The sequence below is a fragment of the Halostella litorea genome, assembly GCF_004785955.1.
Taxonomy (GTDB): Archaea; Halobacteriota; Halobacteria; order Halobacteriales; family Natronoarchaeaceae; genus Halostella; species Halostella litorea.
On sequence record NZ_SJER01000001.1, the window covers coordinates 1,099,783 to 1,119,594 of the forward strand.

At 72.0% G+C, this 19,812-nt stretch carries 20 protein-coding genes; 7 read left to right on the top strand and 13 right to left on the bottom strand.

Going from position 1 to position 19,812, the window contains the following annotated elements; genetic code table 11:
- The first annotated feature begins 34 nt into the window (after window positions 1-34).
- Together EYW40_RS11260 and EYW40_RS11265 are read left to right on the top strand one after the other, a co-directional pair.
- Window positions 35-502 carry a cupin domain-containing protein gene (locus tag EYW40_RS11260; RefSeq protein ID WP_135821697.1) on the top strand — a complete coding sequence of 156 codons (468 nt, stop codon included), beginning with the start codon at window positions 35-37 and terminating at the stop codon, window positions 500-502.
- Window positions 502-855: a thiol-disulfide oxidoreductase DCC family protein gene (locus tag EYW40_RS11265; protein WP_135821698.1), complete on the top strand. Its 354-nt coding sequence runs from the start codon at window positions 502-504 to the stop codon at window positions 853-855. The genes EYW40_RS11260 and EYW40_RS11265 overlap by 1 nt, the downstream gene beginning before the upstream one ends.
- A gap of 12 nt (window positions 856-867) precedes the next feature.
- Here the strand turns inward: EYW40_RS11265 and EYW40_RS11270 are convergent, their stop codons facing one another.
- Window positions 868-1,215 (bottom strand): winged helix-turn-helix transcriptional regulator, encoded by a 348-nt coding sequence (locus EYW40_RS11270; protein WP_135821699.1) that lies wholly within the window; start codon window positions 1,213-1,215, stop codon window positions 868-870.
- 62 nt (window positions 1,216-1,277) lie between these two features.
- Between EYW40_RS11270 and merB the strand changes: the two genes are divergently transcribed.
- Complete coding sequence (gene merB / locus EYW40_RS11275; protein ID WP_135821700.1) at window positions 1,278-1,937, top strand: organomercurial lyase; 660 nt, start codon at window positions 1,278-1,280, stop codon at window positions 1,935-1,937.
- 29 nt (window positions 1,938-1,966) lie between these two features.
- Here the strand turns inward: merB and EYW40_RS11280 are convergent, their stop codons facing one another.
- From EYW40_RS11280 to EYW40_RS11315, 8 genes are all read right to left on the bottom strand, one after another.
- Window positions 1,967-3,142: an MFS transporter gene (locus tag EYW40_RS11280; RefSeq protein WP_135821701.1), complete on the bottom strand. Its 1,176-nt coding sequence runs from the start codon at window positions 3,140-3,142 to the stop codon at window positions 1,967-1,969.
- Between the two features lie 130 nt (window positions 3,143-3,272).
- Entirely contained in the window at window positions 3,273-4,436 is a 1,164-nt protein-coding gene (locus tag EYW40_RS11285) for an acyl-CoA dehydrogenase family protein (RefSeq protein WP_135821702.1), read from the bottom strand.
- Between the two features lie 49 nt (window positions 4,437-4,485).
- Complete coding sequence (locus EYW40_RS11290; protein WP_135821703.1) at window positions 4,486-5,355, bottom strand: DUF8054 domain-containing protein; 870 nt, start codon at window positions 5,353-5,355, stop codon at window positions 4,486-4,488.
- A 42-nt stretch (window positions 5,356-5,397) separates the two neighbouring features.
- Window positions 5,398-6,198 carry an ABC transporter permease subunit gene (locus EYW40_RS11295; protein WP_135821704.1) on the bottom strand — a complete coding sequence of 267 codons (801 nt, stop codon included), beginning with the start codon at window positions 6,196-6,198 and terminating at the stop codon, window positions 5,398-5,400.
- On the bottom strand, window positions 6,195-7,121 hold the full coding sequence (locus tag EYW40_RS11300) for an ABC transporter ATP-binding protein (RefSeq protein WP_135821705.1): 927 nt from the start codon (window positions 7,119-7,121) through the stop codon (window positions 6,195-6,197). The genes EYW40_RS11295 and EYW40_RS11300 overlap by 4 nt, the downstream gene beginning before the upstream one ends.
- 67 nt (window positions 7,122-7,188) lie before the next feature.
- On the bottom strand, window positions 7,189-7,890 hold the full coding sequence (locus tag EYW40_RS11305; RefSeq protein ID WP_135821706.1) for a type 1 glutamine amidotransferase: 702 nt from the start codon (window positions 7,888-7,890) through the stop codon (window positions 7,189-7,191).
- A gap of 120 nt (window positions 7,891-8,010) precedes the next feature.
- On the bottom strand, window positions 8,011-8,799 hold the full coding sequence (locus EYW40_RS11310) for an alpha/beta fold hydrolase (protein ID WP_135821707.1): 789 nt from the start codon (window positions 8,797-8,799) through the stop codon (window positions 8,011-8,013).
- Window positions 8,800-8,880: 81 nt separating this feature from the next.
- Window positions 8,881-9,147 carry a hypothetical protein gene (locus EYW40_RS11315; protein ID WP_135821708.1) on the bottom strand — a complete coding sequence of 89 codons (267 nt, stop codon included), beginning with the start codon at window positions 9,145-9,147 and terminating at the stop codon, window positions 8,881-8,883.
- Between the two features lie 100 nt (window positions 9,148-9,247).
- Between EYW40_RS11315 and EYW40_RS11320 the strand changes: the two genes are divergently transcribed.
- A complete protein-coding gene (locus EYW40_RS11320) occupies window positions 9,248-10,450 on the top strand; it encodes an HD domain-containing protein (protein WP_135821709.1) in 1,203 nt (400 codons plus the stop codon).
- Window positions 10,451-10,477: 27 nt separating this feature from the next.
- Here the strand turns inward: EYW40_RS11320 and EYW40_RS11325 are convergent, their stop codons facing one another.
- Window positions 10,478-10,792, bottom strand: coding sequence for a hypothetical protein (locus EYW40_RS11325; protein ID WP_135821710.1), 315 nt, complete (start codon window positions 10,790-10,792; stop codon window positions 10,478-10,480).
- The gene (gene alaS / locus EYW40_RS11330) at window positions 10,792-13,566 is read right to left on the bottom strand and encodes an alanine--tRNA ligase (RefSeq protein WP_135821711.1); all 2,775 of its coding nucleotides are present in this window, start codon (window positions 13,564-13,566) and stop codon (window positions 10,792-10,794) included. The genes EYW40_RS11325 and alaS overlap by 1 nt, the downstream gene beginning before the upstream one ends.
- Window positions 13,567-13,689: 123 nt before the next feature.
- Here alaS and EYW40_RS11335 point away from each other — a divergent pair, with 123 nt between their 5' ends.
- Window positions 13,690-14,199: a TspO/MBR family protein gene (locus EYW40_RS11335; protein WP_135821712.1), complete on the top strand. Its 510-nt coding sequence runs from the start codon at window positions 13,690-13,692 to the stop codon at window positions 14,197-14,199.
- 79 nt (window positions 14,200-14,278) lie between these two features.
- A complete protein-coding gene (locus EYW40_RS11340; protein WP_135821713.1) occupies window positions 14,279-16,222 on the top strand; it encodes an ATP-binding protein in 1,944 nt (647 codons plus the stop codon).
- Window positions 16,223-16,231: 9 nt separating this feature from the next.
- Here EYW40_RS11340 and EYW40_RS11345 read toward each other — a convergent pair whose 3' ends face one another.
- A complete protein-coding gene (locus tag EYW40_RS11345) occupies window positions 16,232-17,215 on the bottom strand; it encodes a replication factor C small subunit (protein ID WP_135821714.1) in 984 nt (327 codons plus the stop codon).
- A 108-nt stretch (window positions 17,216-17,323) separates the two neighbouring features.
- Between EYW40_RS11345 and EYW40_RS11350 the strand changes: the two genes are divergently transcribed.
- Window positions 17,324-18,409 carry a bactofilin family protein gene (locus tag EYW40_RS11350; protein WP_135821715.1) on the top strand — a complete coding sequence of 362 codons (1,086 nt, stop codon included), beginning with the start codon at window positions 17,324-17,326 and terminating at the stop codon, window positions 18,407-18,409.
- 27 nt (window positions 18,410-18,436) lie between these two features.
- Here EYW40_RS11350 and EYW40_RS11355 read toward each other — a convergent pair whose 3' ends face one another.
- A complete protein-coding gene (locus tag EYW40_RS11355; RefSeq protein WP_161973197.1) occupies window positions 18,437-19,783 on the bottom strand; it encodes an ABC transporter substrate-binding protein in 1,347 nt (448 codons plus the stop codon).
- Window positions 19,784-19,812: the final 29 nt, after the last annotated feature.

Here is a 19,812-nt window from a genome sequence, read left to right on the forward strand (position 1 = left end):
GTGGCTTTTCCCGGTCGACGGCCTTGCTCCGGGCATGAAACGGCAGTCGCTCGACGACATGGAGAGCCGCATGGGGCCGGCGGACGTGGTGCGGCCGCTGACCGACGCGCTCGGCGCGGCGGAGCTGGCGCTGAACTACTACGAACTGGCCCCCGGCGAGAGCTTCGCGTACGGCTTCCACGCCCACGAAAAGCAGGAGGAGGTGTTCTACGTGCAGGCGGGGACAGTGACGTTCGCCACGCTCGACGGCGACGTCGAGGTCGGGCCGAACGAACTGGTCCGCTTCGGCCCCGGCGAGTTCCAGCGTGGCGTCAACCGCGGCGAGGAGCGCGTCGTCGCGCTGGCGATGGGCGCGCCCCAGGACGCCGGCGAGACGGAGATCCGCCGCGAGTGCCCCGACTGCGGCGAGGCGACGCGCCAGCGGGTCGAGATGACCGACGACCGCGACGCCGTCGTGACGCTGTGTGAGGACTGCGACGCCGAGACGGGTCGCTTCGACTGATGCCCGACGCCCCGCCGCGGCTCGTCTACGACGACGACTGCGGCTTCTGTACGTGGTCGGCGGAGTTCGCGGCCGCCCGCGGCGAGTTCGAACTCGTCGGGTTCTCGGAGCTCTCGCCCGATCAGTTGGCCCGTCTGCCCGACGACTACGAGACGTGCGCCCACCTGCTGACCGCCGACGCGGTGTACTCCTGCGGGAAGGCGACCGAGATGGCCGTCGAGCGCCTCGGGCCGCCGTACAGTCTTGCGGTGGCGGCGTTCCGCGCGGTACCGGGGAGCGAGCGCGCCCGCGAGCCGCTGTACCGGCTGGTGGCGGACAACCGCGGGCTGCTGGGGCGGCTCGTCAGCCGCTGAGGGGCGGGCCGTTCACGCCGACCCGCCGTCCCGCGCCTCGGCCCACGCGAGCACCGGCTCCAGCCGCTCGCACAGTTCGCGGCCGTCGTCGGTGAGCGCGTACTCCACCCGTGGCGGTATCTCGTCGTACTGCGTCCGCGTCACCAGCCCCTCCTCGGCCAGTTCGTCGAGCCGGGCCGAGAGCGTCGAGGTGCTGGCGTCCGGCAGGTGCTCCTCCACCGTCGAGAAGCGGACGGGTTCGAGCGCGCCGATGACACAGACCAGTTGCATCGCGTACTTCCCGGCGAGCGTCTCGACGACGCCCGACAGCGGGCAGTAGCAGGACGGGTCGGTTCGGTCCGCTGCGGTGGCTTCGGTCATTCGAAGTCGGTTCTATACTTTGGACTCGACAGTATAAGCACTTCGGCTTTCAAAGTAAAGCCGTGACCGACTGCGACTGCTGCGGTTCGACGGAGGTATCGACCGGTGCGACCAGCGACGGAACGGACCACGGCGGACACGCGCTGGCGGCGACGGACGCTGACCCGATGGCCCGGCCGCTCCCGGAGGAGGTCGGGCGGGCACTCGGCGAGGTGTACGGCGCGGAGCGACCGGCGGGGACGGTCGGCGACTGGGTCGCGGCCGTCCGCGACGCCCTCGACGGGACCGAGTGGATGCCACCGAGCGTCGGCGACCTCTGTCACGACGCCGAGGGCCGCCACGTCGCTCGGAACCCCGACCAGTCGTTCCGCTTCGTCTGCGTCCTGGACGCGTTCGTGTTGCAGGCGCTCGTCGACGCGGCGGTGACGGTCGAGTCGACGCCGCCGGGCGGCGGCGAGGTCCGGGCGACCGTCACGGCCGACGGCGTCGATGCCGACCCCGGGACGGCGGTGCTCTCGGTGGGCGCGGCGGCCGACCCGGACGTGCCCGACGAGCCGACGCCAGCCGCCGTCTACGGCCAGTTGTGTCCGTACGTCCACGCGTTCCCGTCGCGCGAGGCCTACCGGGAGTGGGACGCCGCGACGCCCGAGGGGGCGACGACCGCGCTCCCGCTGACCGCCGCGCGGGACCTGGCGGCCGCGCTCGTCGAGCCGAGCGACTAGCGCCGACAGTCCGGGGGCCGTCCGGCGAGTCAGTAGCCCAGGTCCAGCGCCCAGTTGACGACGAGGGCGACGAACACGAGCGCGAGCAGCGCCGTGAGCACGCCGAAGGAGACGGCCCAGCCGAACAGGTCGGCGAGCGTGCCGGTCGCCACGGAGCCAAGCGATCCGACGACGCCGTACACCGTGCGGACGAGGCCGAAGCCCGCGCCCTGTTCCTCGTCGCTCAGTTCGTCCATGAACCGTGGGATGAGCGCGCCGCCCCAGCCCATCCCCGTCCCGACGAGCACCACGGCGAGCGCCAGCGCGAGGACGCCGGGGGCGAGGATGAGCAGCGCGAACCCCGCGACGGCAAGCACCATACACCCGGCGGTCGCCTGCTCCCGGCCGAAGCGGTCCGAGGCGGCGCCGACGCCGACCTGCGTCACTGCCTGTACGACGAAGTACGCCGAGAACACCGCGCCGGCCATCGTGGACGACTGCCCGCGGTACGCGACGAGGAACGTGGGGAGAAACGACGACGTCGCCTGCCAGACGAACGCACCCGCCGCGGCGAGACAGACGGTGAAGGCGATCCGGCGGCGCGACAGCAGTTCGACGATCGGCCCGCGCTCGAACCGCTCCCGCATCGGGTCGTCCGGGCGGCGCGGCTCCGTCGGCCGGACGCGCCACGCGAACAGGACGAAGATCGGAACCGCGATGACGGCCCCGAGCGCCACGGCGGGCCGCCAGCCGTACCGCACGCCGACCCACGCCGCGGCGACGGGCGCGACCAGCCCCGCCGCCGGCCCGCCGGAGTTGTGGAACCCGATCGCCGCGCCGAGGTTGCCGTCGTACGTGCGGGCCAAAAGCGTCGACGCGACGCTGTAGTGCAGGCCCGCCACCCCGCCGAGCAGCACCGTCGCGATGACGAACACGGAAAACAACGGCGAAACCGCAAGCAGCAGGCTCGTGACGGCCGTCCCGCCGACCGCGACGAGGATCACCTTCCGCTCGCCGAAGCGGTCCGCGAGGATCCCGCTCGGGAACTGGGAGGCGAAGTACGCCATCCACAGCCCCGTCAGGGCGAGCCCGACGACGCCGTTCGACACGTCGAAGGCGTCGGTGATCGCCGGCACGACCGGACTGATCGCCAGCCGCGCCGCCATCGTCGCGAAAAAGGCCAGCGTACTCAACACGAGCACCGTCTCCCTGTATCGCCACTGCATCAAAGATTCAACTCTCGCTTGGGCGAGACTTCGCCCGAGCCGTCAAAGAGGGCGTCGATCCCGGTGGCGTTGACCGGAGCCGCGAGTCGGCGCGGGTTCGCCGTGCATTCGAGACGACTGCGTCGCCTCGCTACTCGTAGGCGGCGAACCCGGTGAGGTCCTCCCCGAGGATCAGCGTGTGGATGTCGTGGGTCCCCTCGTACGTGTACACCGTCTCCATGTTCGCCATGTGGCGCATCGGCGAGTAGTCCGTTGTGATCCCGTTGCCGCCGAGCATCTCCCTGGCGACCTTCGACCCCTCGCGGGCCATCCGGACGTTGTTGCGCTTGGCCATCGAGACGTGCTGCGGGCGGAGGTCACCGCGCTCCTTCAGGTCCGCGAGGCGGTGGGCGAGCAGTTGCGCGGTCGTGATCTGGGTCGCCAGCTCCGCCAGCTTCCGCTGCTGGAGCTGGAACCGGCCGATCGGACCGCCGAACTGGTCGCGGTCCTTGGCGTACTGCCGCGCGGTTTCGAAGCAGTCCCGGGCCGCGCCGACCGCGCCCCACGCGATGCCGTAGCGGGCCTGCGTGAGACAGGAGAGCGGCCCCTTCATGCCGGAGACGCCCGGCAGGACGTTCTCCTCGGGGACGTACACGTCGTTCAGGGCTATCTCGCCCGTGATCGAGGCCCGCATCGACAGCTTGTCGTCTATCTTGTTGGTCGACACCCCGTCGCGGTCCGTCTCGACGAGGAACCCGCGGACGGGGTCGTCCTCGGCGGAGCGGTCCCGCGCCCAGACGACGGCCACGTCCGCGATGGGGGAGTTGGTGATCCACGTCTTCGAGCCGTTGAGGACGTATTCGCCGGCGTCGCGCTCGGCGTGGGTCTCCATCCCCGACGGGTTCGAGCCGTGGTCCGGCTCCGTGAGCCCGAAGCAGCCGACGGCGTCGCCGGTGCCCAGGTCCGGCAGCCAGCGCTCCTTCTGGTCCTCGCTGCCGTAGGCGTGGATGGGGTACATCACCAGCGCGCCCTGGACGCTGGCCATCGAGCGGATCCCGGAGTCGCCGGCCTCCAGTTCCTGCATCAGGAGGCCGTACGCCCGCTCGCTGACGTTCGGCGAGCCGTACCCCTCCAGGTTCGGCGCGTAGAACCCGAGTTCGCCCATCTCGGGGATGAGGTCCTCGGGGAACGTCCCCGCCTCGAAGTGCTCCCCGATGTCGGGCTTGACGCGGTCCTCGACGAACTCCCGTGCGGTGTCGCGGATCAGGCGCTCCTCCTCGTCCAGATCCGCCTCCAGTCCCACATAATCGAGCATGGGGTACACTCGCGGCCGGCGGCCCAAAAGCGCTCCGTAATTTTTGCCCCTACGCGCCGGCGGGCGCGCCGTCCCAGCGCTCCTCCAGCAGGCGGGCGTCGCAGTCGCCGCAGGTCACCGCCACCACGTCGTACGACCGACAGCAGGACTCGACGGTGTCCTCGCCGAGCGCGACGGGGCCGCCACAGACCGGGCAGGTGTCGGCGAAGAGGCGGAGGGCGGAGAGCAACTGGCCGCGGTCCTCCGAGGACAGCGACCCCCACTCGTCGTAGTGCCGGGCGAGCGCCCTCGCGCCCGCCACGTCGGCGACCAGCGCCGCCTCCGACGGCCACTGTGCGACGCGGAGGCCGTCCCGTTCGAGGCGGTACGCGTCGCCGAACGCGTCGAGCGTGCAGTCCGACAGGTCGAGGCCCAGCGCCGCGACGGCGTCGTCGGCGTCCACGTCCCCGTCCATCCCCGCCAGCCACGTCTCCCGGAAGCCGTCGGCGAGACAGAGGTCGTCGACGTCCGCGCACGGTTCGACTGCGCCCGCGTCCAGCAGCACCCGCTCGGGGTCGACGGGGTCGAACTCCCCGTCGGCGTCCCCTTCGGCGTCGCCCGGCGACGCGGCCGCCCGGTCGACCGGTTCGGGCGCTTTGTCGAACCACGCGAGGACGCGCTCGGGGAGGTACCGCTTCGTGAGCGCCGGCGTCCCCGGCACGAGGTAGCCCCGCAGGTAGATAGCGGCCACACAGCACGCGAAGGCGGCGGACCCGACGGCCGCGCCGACGGTCGTCCCGGCCGCGCCCGCCGCGAGCCAGCCGACCGCGCCGCTCCCGAGCGCCGCGATGACGACGTTCACGGCCGTACACGGCGTACATCGGTTCTCCCCGGTGTACTCGGGCTGGCGGAGCGAGTCGACGACGGACGGTGAACTCATCGTTTTCGTCTCGTTTCGTCCGACCAAGAGCGTTGCCCCGCGCTACACGTTCGCGGTCCGGAAGCGGTAGAGCCCCACGGCCAGCGGGACGACGAGCCAGACGGCGAGGACGGCGAGCGCGAACGGCTCGCTCCGGTACACCCCGGTCTCGGGCGCGTACGACGCGACGCCGGTGAAGTCGGCGGTGAGGTTCTCGTAGGCCTGCAGCGGCGTCAGTTCCAGCGCCGCCCGCGCCCACTCCGGATACGGGTACTCGATGCGTCGGCCCCCGCTCCGGAGGGCGACGAGCCGTCGGACGATCGTCCCCCACCCGAAGGCGAACATGGCGTACGCGACGAGGGTGACCGCGATGCTCCGGGTCGCCGTCGACGTGAGCGCCGACAGGCCGACGGTCAGGCAGGACAGCGTCGCCGCGTACGCGACGGTGACGGCGAGGTAGGAACCGAGCGGACCGACGTCCGCCGCGTTGCCGCCGGCGACCAGGAAGGCGACGGTGGCGACCGCGACGCCGCTCCCGAGCGCCGCACAGAGGACGAGCGTTCGCCCGATCGCGGTGCCGACCACCACGTCGTCCCGGGAGTGGGGGTACGCCAGCACGAGGCGGAGGTCGCCCGCCTCCCGCGACCCCGATATCGCCGTCGCCGCGAGCGGGAGACACGCCAGGGGCACCAGGAACGTCGCCGCGCCGACGAGGCCGTCGCTGACGAGTGCCGGCTCGTAGCTGTTGGCCTGGAAGTACCCGGACAGCGCGAACAGCAGGACGAACCCGCCGATGCCGACCGCCAGCGACCGCGAGCGGTAGGCGTCGCGGACGCTCTTGCGGACGATGACGCGGACGCTCACGCCGACACCTCCGCGGCCTCGGCCCGCGTGTGGGCGTCGAACAGGTCCTCCAGCGAGGCCCGCTCGGTCTCGAAGTCGCGGACGGCGACGCCCGCGTCGCGGAGCGCGTCGAGCGCCGGGAGCTTCGCCCCGGGACCACACCGCACCGTCACGGTGTGCCCGTCGGCCGCGACGCCCGTGACGCCGTCGACGGCGCGGACGGCCCCCAGCGCCCCGTCGGGGACGCCGTCGGTCGTCACGCGGAGCGTCGCCTCCGTCCCGGCCGTCTCGCGGAGCCCCTCGATGCTGTCCTGGGCGACGAGTTCGCCGTCGCGGAGGATGCCGACGCGGTCACACACCGCCTCGACCTGCCCGAGGATGTGGCTGGAGAAAAACACCGTCGCGCCGCGGTCCCGCTCCTCCCGGACTATCTCCCGCATGTCCCGGGCCCCGTTCGGGTCGAGGCCGGTCGAGGGCTCGTCGAGGATCAGGAGGTCCGGTTCGCCGACCAGCGCCATCGCCAGCAGGAGGCGCTGGACCATCCCCTTCGAGAAGCCGCCGACCTCGCGGTCCGCGACGTCGCGGATGCCGACCCGGGCCAGCAGCGCGTCGGGGTCGGCGTCGACCCCCTTCGACTCGGCGGCAAAGCGGAGGTGCTGGCGGGGCGTGAGGTGGCCGAAGGCGGCGACGGCGTCCGGGAGGACGCCGGTCCGCTGGCGGACGCGCTCGCTCTCGGCGACCGCGTCGTGCCCGAGCACCCTGACCTCGCCGCTCGTCGGCCGGACGTAGTTCAGGATGACGTCGATGGTCGTCGACTTCCCGGCGCCGTTCGGCCCGAGGAAGCCGTACACCTCGCCCGATTCGACCGTCAGGTCGATGCCGCGGAGGGCGGCCACGTCGCCGTACCGCTTCTCGACGTTCCGCAGTTCGATCGCGGGGACCATGCCTCGGCGGTCTCGGGCGCGCGACATAGGCCTTGTCGTCGCCGCGAACGGCACCGCGGACGGGCCGTCAGTCGGCGGCCGCGGGCGCGTCGGCGCGGACCTCCTCGACGAAGTCAAGGTAGTTGTCGAACAGCGCCTTCGCCTCGCAGGCGGCCGCATAGTTCTCCGCGTTGATCCCCTCCAGCACCGACTGGATCCGCGGCTCCGGCAGGTCTTTCCCCTTCGTCACCGACTCGGCGGTCTCGGTGTCGTACTCGGGGTGGAACTGCACGCCGAAGGCGCGGTCCTTGCGGAAGCCGTGGACCGAGTAGTCGTTCTCGGCGATGCGCTCCGCCCCGGGCGGGAGTTCGACGACGGCGTCGGAGTGGGTCGTGAAGGCGGTGAACTCCTCGTCGATCCCCTCGAACAGCCGCGAGTCGCCGGAGTGGCGGACCTCGCGGTAACCGATCTCGTACTCGCCCATCGGCTCGACGCGCCCGCCGAGCACGTCCGCCAGGAGCTGGTGTCCCCAACAGACGCCGAGGAACGGGAGGCCGCGGTCGATGGCGGTCTCGACCCACTCCTTCGTGGGGTCGATCCACTCCTCGTCCCAGTAGACCGACGCGCGCGACCCGGTGACCAGACAGCCGTCGAAGTCGAACGTCTCCGGGAGCTCCTGGCCGACGACGTCGAACTCCGTGACGTCGGCGTCGAGCTCCCGCCGGAAGTTTCGACGGTTGTGCTCGGGGTCGTGCGCGGCGTTCAACACGGCGATGCGCGGTCGACTCATCAGTTCCGTACAGTAGGGAGAGGGACAAGTGCGTTACGCACCGCCGGGAAATCTGCCGGCGTCCGGGACGGGCTGGGTCCGCGCAGGCACGAACGGCGATGCCGGTCGGCCCCGCCCGGCCTACTCCAGGTCCACGTCCGACTGCGACTCCAGGAACCCCTGCACCCGGTCGTTGACCGGCCGCGAGCGCTCGGCGAAGAAGAGGTGCCGCCCCGCGAACGACGCGAACTCGCCCCGCGGGAGGTCCGCGGCCAGCCGCTCCGCCGAGGCGACGGGCACCACGGGATCGTCCTCCCCGGCGAGCACGAGCGCCGGGAGGGTGACCTCGTACAGTGGCTCGGGGTCGTACGCCTCGGCCGCGGCGGCCTGCGCGCGGCTCGCGTCCGGGCCGGCGTCGCCCGCGGCGCGCCACTCGACGACGCCGTCGACCACCTCCGGCTGCCGGTCGACGAAGTCGGGCGAGAACGCCGCGTCCAGCGTCCCGCGGAGCGCGGCGGGGTCCGACGGGTCGGCAAGGAGGCGGTCGGCCGGCTCCCGAAGGTCGCCGCCGCTGGCGGGGGTGGCGAGCAGCGTCAGCGTCTCGGCCCGGGAGTGGCGGTGGGCGTACGCCAGCGCGACCAGCCCGCCGAGCCCCGCGCCGACGAGGTGGGCGCTCCGCGCGCCGGCGGCGGCAAGCACCGCGTCGAGGTCGGCGGCGAGCGTTTCCACGTCGTACGGGCCGGCCGGCGCGTCCGAGCGCCCCGTCCCGCGGTGGTCGTACACGAGCGTCTCGAACGGGCCGGCGACGGCCGGCGCGGTCCACCCCCACTGCCACGCGCCGTAGCCGGCGTCGCCGACAAACGCGACGGTCTCGCCCTCCCCGTCCGCCTCGTAGTACAGCGTCGCGCCGTCGTTGTTCGCGGTCGGCATTCGTCCGGACCTGTGCGCTCCCGGCCCTTAATCCGCTCGTCCTCCGCCCGCGGGCCGGCCCCACGCTTCGGGGCGCAGGCGTCAGGCGACCGCGATCCCGGCCGTGAGCAGCGTCAGGACCGCACAGAGGGCGACGAGCGCGTAGATCAGCGGCCCGTACTCGTTCGGCCCGACCTCCTCCGGCGTCCTGTTCCACCGCGTCGCGGCGATCAGACAGAAGATCAGCCCGGCGAGAAGCTGCCACGCGGACCCGAGTTCCACCCGCAGCCCGTGGGCGAGCGCGTACTGGGCGGCGTTCAGGAGGCCGGCGTAGAGAAACAGGAGGTCGACCAGTCGTTTCGGCGTCACGGGTCCCATCTCGCCCGGAGCCGTGATAAATCGGTCGTCGGTGCCCGGCCCGCCCCGCGAACCCGCCCGGTTTTTGCCCCCGCGGCGACACCGGTCGGCCATGAACGCGATCAAGGATTCCGTCCACGGCCACGTCGACGTGGACGGCGTCGCGCGGGACCTGCTGGACACCGAGGCGTTCCAGCGCCTGCGGAACATCAAGCAGCTGTCGACGGTCCGGCTCGTCTACCCCTCCGCGAACCACACGCGCTTCGAGCACAGCCTCGGCGTCTACCACCTCGCCGGCCGGGCCTTGGATCGGCTTGGCGTCGACGGCGCGCGGGCGGAGGCGGTCCGGGCCGCCGCCCTGCTGCACGACGTGGGCCACGGCCCGTACGGCCACCAGACGGAGGCGGTCATCGAGCGACGGCTCGGCCGCCACCACGACGACGTCCACGACCTGCTCGGCTCGGGCGAACTCGCCGCCGTCCTCGAATCGCACGGCCTCGACACGGACGCGGTCGCCGACCTCGTCGCCGGCGAGGGCGAACTCGGCCAGCTCGTCTCGGGCGAACTGGACGTCGACCGCATGGACTACCTCGTCCGGGACGCCCACCACACCGGCGTCCCCTACGGCACCATCGACCACGGCCGGCTGCTCCGGTCGCTAGCGCTTGTCGACGGCGACCTCGCGCTCGCGGAGGGGAACGTCCCGACCGCCGAGAGCGTGCTGGTCGCGCGGGCGCTGATGAACGCGACGGTGTACCGCCACCACGTCTCCCGGATCGCCGGCGCGATGCTGGAGCGGGTCTGCGAGCGCCTGCTCGACGGGACGGACCTCGCCGCCGAGCGGTTCGCGCGGATGACCGACGACGAACTGCTCGCGGCGCTCCGGCGACACGACGGGACCGCGGACGCGGCGGCCCGCCTCGCCACGCGCGACCTCTACAAGCGCGCCGCGTGGGCCGAGATCGATGCGGTGCCGGACGACGTCGTCGGCGTCGACCACGGCCGCGTCCGGGAACTGGAGCGGGAGATAGCGGCCGCCGCCGACGCCCCCGAACGGGCGGTCCTCCTCGACAGCCCCGGCGAGCCGAGCATGCCCGAGTCCTCGACGCGGGTCGTCGTCAACGGCGACGTGCGCCGCCTCCACGAGCAGTCCGCGCTGGTCCAGGGGCTGCGCAGCGCCCAGCGCACCCAGTGGCGACTCGGCGTGTACGCGCCGGAAGAGCGGGCCGCCGAGGTCGGCGAGGCGGCGGTGCGGGTGCTCGGACTCGACGAGGACGGCGCGTCCATCGACCTCTCGAACGGCGCGCCGCGGTGAGATCCGGCCCTGCGAACCGCCCCGTTCCTACTCGTAGCCGCCGCGGGCGGCGACGCGGGCGTTCACGTCCTGTAAGAGCGCGGTGAACGCCTCCGCCCGCACCTGCTCGTCGTCGTCGGAGTCCCGCATCGCCGCGACCTCGTCGACGAGGTCGTCCATCGGCTCCGCGTCGGCGTTGGCGAGCACGGCCTCGCAGACCGGCCGCTCCATCTCCGGGACGAACGCGCCGACGGCCGCCCAGAGCGCGTCCTCCCGCTCGTCGGGGCCGTCGGCGCCCGCCAGCGCGCCCTCGACGTCGTCGGCCAGTCCGTCGACGAGCGCCGCGTACTCGTCGGGGCCCATCAGGCGTTTCGCACCTGCCGGAGCACGTCGGGCGCGTCCTCCAGCGCGTCGTCGAGCGCGTCGACGTCGGGGCCGCCGCCCTGCGCGAAGTCCGGCGGGCCGCCCCCGCCGCCGCCGACCTTCCCGGCGAGTTCGCCGACGACGTCGCCGGCGTTGACGCCCGCGCCGTCCGGCACCGCGACGACGAACGTCGCGCCGTCCGCGCCGCTCCCGATCACGGCGATCTTCCCCTCGTCGACGAGCGCGTTCGCCGTCGCGCGGAGTTCGTCCATGTCGGCGTCGAGGCGCTGGACGACGGCCGTCGCGTCGCCGACCTCGACCTCCTCGCCGCCGCCGGAGCCACCCGCGCGGGCCGCGGCGAGTTCCTCCTTCAGCTCCTCGATGCGCTTGCCCCGCTCCTTCCACTCGGAGAAGAACCGCTCGGCGGTGTCGGGCACCTCCTGGGGCGAGACGTCGAGCACGTCGGCGGCGCCGTACAGCGCGTCCTCGGTCGCCTGCGTGCCCTCGATGGCGGCCTCGCCCGCGGCGAAGGTGAGCCGCTCGACGCCGTCCTGGACGCGCTCGGTCGAGAGCACCTTGATCGCGCCGATGTCGCCGGTGCGGTTCACGTGCGTCCCGCCGCAGGCCTGGACGTCCTCCGCGACGTGGATGAGGCGGATGTTCGTCCCCGGCGGGATGCCGCCCTGGTAGAGGTCGAAGCCGTGTTCGGCCTCGGCCTCGTTGCGGTGGGGCCACTCCTGGGTGACCGACGTGTTCTCCATCACGATGCCGTTGGCGACCCGCTCTATCTCCTTTATCTCCTCGCGGGAGATGCGGTCGTAGTGGCTGACGTCGATCCGGGAGGAGTCGACGCCCTTCTGCGCGCCGGCCTGCCGGACGTGGTCGCCAAGCACCCGGCGGGCGGCGTGGATGACGACGTGTGTCGCAGTGTGGTGGCGCATCAGCTGTCGCCGCCGCCCGGCGTCTATCTGCCCGCGGACGAACTCGCCCTTGCCGGGGTCGTCGTCGGTCCGGTGGAGGACGACGCCGTCCTCGATCTGGACGTCGGTCACCTCGACGGTCGCCTCGTCGGAGGCGAGCGTCCCGGCGTCGGCCGGCTGGCCGCCGCCCTCGGGGTAGAACATCGTCTGGTCGAGCACCACGTCGTAGCCGTCCTCGCGGTCGAACACGTCGAGCACGACCGCCTCGAACTCCGTTCCCTGCTGGTCGTCGTAGTACAGCTTCTCCGTCTCGGGCAGGTCCTCGAAGCGCTCGTCGGCCTCGGCCTGCTCGACCGCGCCGCCGCCGGTGTCGTGGCGCTCGGCGACGAGCCCGTAGAAGTCGTCGGGCGTCTCCACGTCCGCGCCCTTCTCGGCGGCTATCTCCTCGACCATGTCGGGCTGGATGCCGTGGGAGTCGTACAGCTCGATCAGCTCGTCGGTCGGGATCGGCTCGTCGCGCTCGCTGTACTCCTCGGCGAGGCTCTCGACGCGGCGCGAGCCGCGCTCCAGCGTCTCGCGGTACTTCTCGACCTCCGTGCGGACGATGTCGCGGACCGTGTCGCGGTTCTCGTAGCCCAGGCGCTCGGCCTGCATGTCGACCAGTTCGTCCAGCGGCGCGTCGACGCCGACGGTGTCACAGAGCCGCTTCGTGCGGCGCAGCACCATCCGCGCGAGGTAGCCCGTCCCGACGTTCGAGGGAACGATCTCGTCGCCGAGCATGTACGCCAGCGTCCGGCAGTGGTCGGCGATGGCGTAGATGTCCTCCAGGGGCTCCATCAGCGCCTCCAGATCGGCCGTCTCGACGTCGAGCTGTTCCGCGATGTTGTCGCGGGCCGCGTCCATGTCCTCGGCCTCGTCGATGTCCATGTGGCCGGCGAGCTTCGACGCGCGGTGGACCAGTTCCGCCTCCTCCTCGGAGAGGTCGATCCCGGCGTTGTCCTTGAGGAACTCGATCATGTCCGGGTACACCGCCTCGTAGACGGTCGGCGTCCCCTGGCTCACCCACGTCCAGCGCTCCAGCCCGTAGCCGGTGTCGACGACGTAGGTGTCCATGTACGAGTAGCGGTTCCCGTCCTTCATCTCGTACTCGCCGTCGGGGTCCTGCTCCATGCACATGAAGACGAGGGTGGCAAGCTCCGCGCCGCGGTAGATGACCTCGATCGCCGGCCCGGCGTTGCCGCCGCCGACCCACGGGTCCTCGATGTAGGTGATCTCCTCGGGGTCGGCCCCCATCGACGTGAAGAAGTCGTCGCAGTACTCGACGGTCTGGTCCTTCCAGTACACCTCGCCGTGGTAGGCGTACTCGTCCTCGTCGACCTCCTCGCGCGTGTTGAACGCGTGGTGGGCCATCATCTCGAACGCCATCGTGTGCCGGCCCGTCTTCCCGACGTTGTCGATGTCCTGCATCCGGATGCAGGGCTGGGAGATGGTCAGCGGGTTCGCCGGCGGCGGCGTCTGCCCGCTGGTGACAAGCGGCTGGAAGTCGTAGATCGACGCCTGCGTGAGCAACACGTCGTCGCGCCAGCGGTTCGCCGCCACGGGGTAGGGGTCGATCCGCTCGTGCCCGTGCTCCTCGAAGAAGGAGAGGAACGCCTCGCGCATCTCCGTCAGGCTGTACTCCTCGTCGAACCCCGCGTTGTCGATAAACCCGTAGTCCTCGCAGGGGGGTTCCCCGCAGGTCGTGCGGTCCTCGTCGCGCGTCCAGAAGTGCGCGCCACACTCCGTACACTCCCGGCGGACGAAGTCGTTCGTCTCGAAATACTCGAGACGGTACTCCGCTTCGAGTTCGCTCATGATACGGCAACGTGGCCGCGCAGTCCGTATAACAGTTCCGCAACCGCGGAACTGGCCGCGGGGGCGGCCCCGCTCCCGCCATCGAGGGGAACCGATTTGCCGCCGCGGCCCGTCCGCTCACGCATGCGAACCCGCTCCGCCGACGCCCCGCAACCGCTCGGCAGGGACGACCTGCCCGGCCTCCTCGCGAGCGTCGTCCTCGTCAACGCGGTGGGGGCCGCGCCGGCGCTGCTCGGCGGCCCCGGGAGCGACTGGTTCCGGGCGCTGGAGAAGCCGTGGTTCTACCCGCCCGGGGCGGCGTTCGGGGTCGTCTGGACCCTCCTGTTCACGCTGCTCGGGGTGGCCCTGTATCTGGTCTGGCGGCGCGGGACCGACGACCCCGCCGTGCGGGTCGCGCTCGGCCTCTTCGCGCTCCAGTTCGCGTGCAACGTCGTCTGGACGCCCGCCTTCTTCGTCCTCCGGGACCTCGGGCTGGCGCTCGCGGTGATCGTCGTCCTGTTCGTCCTCGCGGCCGCGACGGCCCGCGCGTTCGCCCGGGTCGACCGCCGGGCCGGGGCGCTGCTCGTCCCGTATCTCGGCTGGATCGCCTTCGCCGGGGCGCTCAACTACGCGCTGCTGGCGATGAACGGCTGATCGACCGGAACGCGGCCGATCAACCAGAACGGTTATACAGGCCGGTCGTGAGTAATATTAACAACAAGTCCGAACACAGATGACCGAGCCGCCGACCGTGCTGTTCGCACTCGCAGACGGAGACCGCCGCGCGGAGGTAGCGGCGGCCACGGCGGACCGCGACGACGTACGGGCTGAGGTCGTCGCGCCCGAGGACATCCCCGAGGCGGTCGACGCCGACTGCCTCGTCGTCGACGCCGACTGCACCGACGACTGCCGCCACCGGAACCGCTCGGTCCCGGTCGTCGTCTGGAGCGTGCGGCCCCCGTCGGCGGTCCCGACGACCGAGGTCGCCGGCTACGTCCGCGCGGGCCGCGACGGCCGGTCCCTCGGCCCCGTAATCGACGAGGTCACGTGGGTGCGCCGGCGGGAGACGTCGCGGACGAAGATCGAACAGCTCCACGCCAGCGCGGCGGACATCGTCGGCGCCCGGACCGAGGCGGAACTGTTCCAGCGCGCCGTCGAGGCCGCCGAACGCGTCCTCGAGTTCGACATCTGCGGCATCGACGTCGTCGAGGACGGCTGGTTCGTCCCGCAGTCCGTCTCGGATGGGATGTCCGAGTCGGGCTACGAGCGCATCCCGGCCGACGAGGGGATCGCCGGGCGCACCTACGAGCGCGGGGAGTCGATCCTGATAGACGACCTCCGGGAGGACCCCGACGCGGCGGCCGCCGCCGAGACGTACCGCTCGATCCTCTCGGTGCCGATCGGCGACGACGCGCTGTTCCAGGCGGCCGCCCGCGAGGTCGGCGCGTTCGACGCCCGGGACCGCGAACTGGCGGAGATGCTCCTCGCACACGTCGAGGAGACGCTGTCGCGCATCCGGGCGGAGGCGGCCCGCCGCGACCACGAGGCCGAACTGGTCGCCGAGCGCGACCGCTTTGCCGCCCTGTTCGAGAACGTCCCCGACGCCGTCGTCGGCTACGAGTTCGAGGGCGACACGCCGGTCGTCCGCGACGTGAACTCACAGTTCGAGGATACGTTCGGCTACGACGCGGCCGAGGTCGTCGGCGAGGTCATCGACGAGTACATCGTCCCGCCCGAGCGCGAGCGGGAGGCCGAGAACCTCAACCAGGCGCTGCTGGCCGGCGAGCGCCTGCGGACGACCACCCGCCGCCAGACCGCCGACGGGGTGCGCGACTTCCTGCTCCACGTTGTCCCGCTGCGGATCGGCGAGCGGAGCGTGCAGGGGTACTCCATCTACACGGACATCACCGAGCAGAAGCGCCACGAGCGCGAGCTAGAGCGGAAAAACGAGCGGCTGGACGAGTTCACGAGCATCGTCAGCCACGACCTCCGGAACCCGCTCAACGTCGCCGACGGCTACCTCGAACTCGCCCGGGAAACCGGCGACCCCGAGCACTTCGACCGGGTCGAGGGGGCACACGAGCGGATGAGCCGGATGATCGACGAACTGCTCTCGCTGGCCCGGCAGGGCGAGATCGTCGGCGACACCCGGCCCGTCGAACTCCGGACCGCGGCGACCGAGGCCTGGAACGACGTCGAGGCCGACGACTGCGGGCTGGTGGTCGACACCGACCGCGTCGTCGACGCCGACCCCGACCGCCTGCGCGACCTGCTGGCGAACCTCTTCCGGAACTCGGCGGAGCACGGGGCCGCCGCCGCGGACGACGCCTCCCCGGTCGCCGACGCGGTCAACGGCTCCGCCGCCGATTCCCCGGACGTGTTCGACCCCGACGCGACCGCCGAACCGGCGGCCGCCGGCGCGTTCACCCGGGGGCCGGGCGACGACCGCATTACCGTCCGCGTCGGCGGGACGGAAAGCGGGTTCTACGTCGCCGACGACGGCCCGGGGATCCCCCCCGAGGAGCGCGAGTCGGTGTTCGAGTCCGGGTACACGACGCGGAAGAACGGGACCGGCTACGGGCTCGCGATCGTCGAACAGGTCGCGGAGGCCCACGGCTGGACGGTCGCCCTGACGGAGTCTGCGGAGGGCGGGGCGCGGTTCGAGTTCGAGACGTAGCCGGACGGCTCAGCCTTCGAGCGCCAGCGACGCCAGCAGCGCCTCAAGCTGGACGCGCTCGTTCGCGCCCTCGGTGATCCGGTAGTCGGCCTCGCCGACGCGGTCCATCACGCGGACGGCGGCCTCGTCGTCCAGGTCGAACTCCCAGACCGAGCGGTGGAGCTGGTCGATGACGTCGCCGCCGGCGATCCCCTTCTCGGTCAGCAGTTCGTCCAGCGTCGAGCGCGCGGCGACGAAGTCGCCGTCCAGCGCCTTCGTCACCATCTCCTTGACCTCCTCCGGGCGGGCGGTGCTGGTGATGGTGAACACGGCGTCCTCGTCGACCGTCTCGCCCATCACGGCGGCGGCCTGGAGCGCGTTGATCGCCTTGCGCATGTCGCCGTCGGCGGCGTAGGCGATGGCGTCGACGCCGTCCTGGGTCACCTCGATCCCCTCGGCGTCGGCGATGCGGCGGACCTCCGACTCGACCGCCTCGTCCGACAGCGGCGAGAACCGGAAGACGGCACACCGGGACTGGATCGGGTCGATGATCTGGCTGGAGTAGTTACACGAGAGGATGAAGCGCGTGTTGCCCGAGAACTGCTCCATCGTCCGGCGGAGCGCGGACTGGGCGTCGCTGGTCAGCGAGTCCGCCTCGTCGAGGAAGATGATCCGGTAGTCGTAGTCGCCGAAACTCGCCCGCGCGAAGTCCTTGATGCGGCCCCGAACCACGTCGATGCCGCGCTCGTCGGAGGCGTTCAGTTCGAGGAAGTTCTCCTGCCAGTCGTCGCCGTAGACGGCCCGGGCGATGGCGATCGCGGAGGTGGTCTTCCCGATGCCGGCCTCGCCGGAGAACATCAGGTTCGGCAGGTCGTCGCGCTCGATGTAGCTCTGCAGCCGGTCGGTGATCTCCTCCTGGCCGACGACCTCGTCCAGCGTTGTCGGGCGGTACTTCTCGATCCAGATCTCCGATCGCCCCCCCGCGGGGTCGCTCTCGGCGTCCGCCGTGCTCATACGACGGGCAAGGCCCCTGACGGGCATAAAGCCCCCGAGACCGCTGTCCCGACCCGCGAGTCAGGTTGCGCCAGTTACACTTTTGGTCGCCGCCGTCGTCGTTCGACCATGTCCACGGACCGCCGCTCGCACCTGCTCGCACTGACGCTCGCCGTCCTCGCCGTCGTCGCCATGGTGCCGGGCGTCGCCGCCGCCCAGGAGAACCGCACGGGCGACACCGTCGTCGTCGAGGCCGGCGAGACGATAGACGACGACCTCTCGGCGAGCGCCGGCAACGTGATCATCAGGGGGACCGTCACCGGGGACCTCCGGGCGTTCGCGGGCAACGTGATCGTCGCCGGCGAGGTGCAGGGCGACGTGGAGGCGTTCTCGGGGAACGTCCGGATCACCGGCGACGTCGGCGGCGACGTGACGGCCGTCGGCGGCAACGTCTTCGTCGGCGAGAGCGGCTCCGTCGGCGGCACGCTGGAGGCGGCCGCCGGCACCGTCACGATCGCCGGCTCCGTCGGCGACGCGCGCCTGGCGGCCGGGACGATCACCGTCGCCTCGACGGGCACGGTCGAGGGCGACCTGCGCTACGACGGCAACCTCACCGTCGCCGACGGGGCGACGGTCGCCGGCGAGACGATCCGGGACGGGTCGCTCGACGTGGGGCCGCAGTTCCCCGAACTGCCGTGGCTCGGGACGCTGTTCGGGTTCCTGATGAACCTCCTGCTCGGCGCGCTGCTGTTGCTCGCGCTCCCGACGTTCTCCGCCCGGGTCGGCGAGTACGGCGTCGACAACACGCTCCGAGCGGGGGGAATCGGGCTGCTCGCCGTGGTCGCCGCGCCGATCGTGTTCGTCCTCTTCCTGATCACGATCATCGGCATCCCGATCGCCTTCGCCTGGCTGTTCGCCTTCCTCCTGCTGGCGTGGATCGGGAGCGTGTACGGGGCCTTCGTCGTCGGCGTCGCCCTCCTCGCGCTCACCGACATGAGCAGCCGCTGGCTGGCGCTCGTGGTCGGTCTGGTCGTCGTCGCGCTCGTCACGCAGGTACCGCTGCTCGGCGGGCTGTTCGGCCTGCTCGTGTTCCTGATCGGCCTCGGCGCGCTGCTGGGCGTGCTGACCGGCGGCTACCGCCGGCGGCGGCGCGACCGCCGGACCGGGGACACAACGCCGGAACCGGACGCCGACGGCGGGAGCGGGACCGCGTAAGCGGGAGCCGCCCTGCCGGTCGCGTCGTCAGCGACAGTCGAGGTCGGTGGCCGGTGGCAGCGACCGGCCGTCGGACACCTGCGCCAGGCGTTCGACGCCGGGGGTGCCGGAGCCGGCCGTCACCTCGCCGATCCACGCCGGGTTGGTCGCCAGCCGGTCGCCTTCCCGGAACGTCACGTCGCCGAGGGCGGTGGTGAACGTGCCGCCTTCGAGGGCGTCGCTGACGGCCTCCCGATCCGTGCTGCCGGCCGCCCGGATCCCGTTCGCGACGAACCGGACCGAGTCGAACCCCAGGCGGGCCTGGGTGTCGGGGCGGCCGCCGTACCGCGTGCGGTACGCGTCGACGAACGCCCGGTTGTCGCCGGTGGCGAGCGACGGGAGGTAGCGGACGCCGCCGTACGTCCCGACGGCGCTGTCTCCGGCACCGTTGCGCACCGCCCGGGACGCGCCGTTGGGGCTGACGACCGCCGTCTCCTCGGTCAGGCCGAGGTCGGCGGCCTGGTTGAGGAAGTTGACGAGGGTCGGCTGGGACAGCCCCAGCACGACGGCCTCGGCGTCGGACGAGCGGATCCGGTCGATGACGGACCGGAAGTCGGAGTCGGCCGGCCCCGACCGCGTCTGTCCGACCTCGGTGAAGCCGTCGGCCGCGCTCGCCATCGCCTCGCTGGTCCACTCGTACACCCGCCGGCCGTAGGCGAAGTCGCCGTAGTGGAACCAGACGTCCGACCCCAGTTCGGTCGCGACGTGTCGCCCCATCGACGCAGCCAGCTGCGCGGCGGTGGTCTCACACCAGAAGGTCCACTCGTTGCACGCGGAGCCGAAAAGCTGGGGGCCCCGTCCCGACGAGAGGTAGACGACCGCGTTCTCGACCGCCCGCTCGGCGAGCACCCCCGCCACCGGGACGGTCAGCCCGCCGGTGACGAACCGGGCGTCCTCCTCCGCGACGACGCGTCCCATCTCCGCCGCCGCCGTGTCGGGGACGGCCTCCGTGTTGCCCCCGACCAGTTCCAGCTCGAAGTCGTAGGCGTCCCGCTGGTTGACCCACTCGACGGCGAGATCCGCGCCCCGCCGCTGTCGCTGCCCGAGTTCGGCGATCCCGCCGCTCGTCGGGGCCAGGTGCGCCACCGTGACGGCCTCGCCGTCGGCGGGGGACTCCTCCGTCGTCTCGCTCTCGCGTTCGGTGCTCGTCTCCCCGTCGGTGCCGGTGGCGGCCCGGTCCGTGGTGGCGGCCGTATCGGTGTCGCCGGCCGTGCTCGCGTCGGTGTCGAACGCCGAGCCGTCGTCGTCGGACGACGAACAGCCGGCGACGCCGACGGCGCTGGCCGACCCGATCAGCGCGAGGTACTCCCGTCGGGAGCGGGTCTGCTTCGTCATAGCTGACCACATACTTCCCGGACGCGTAT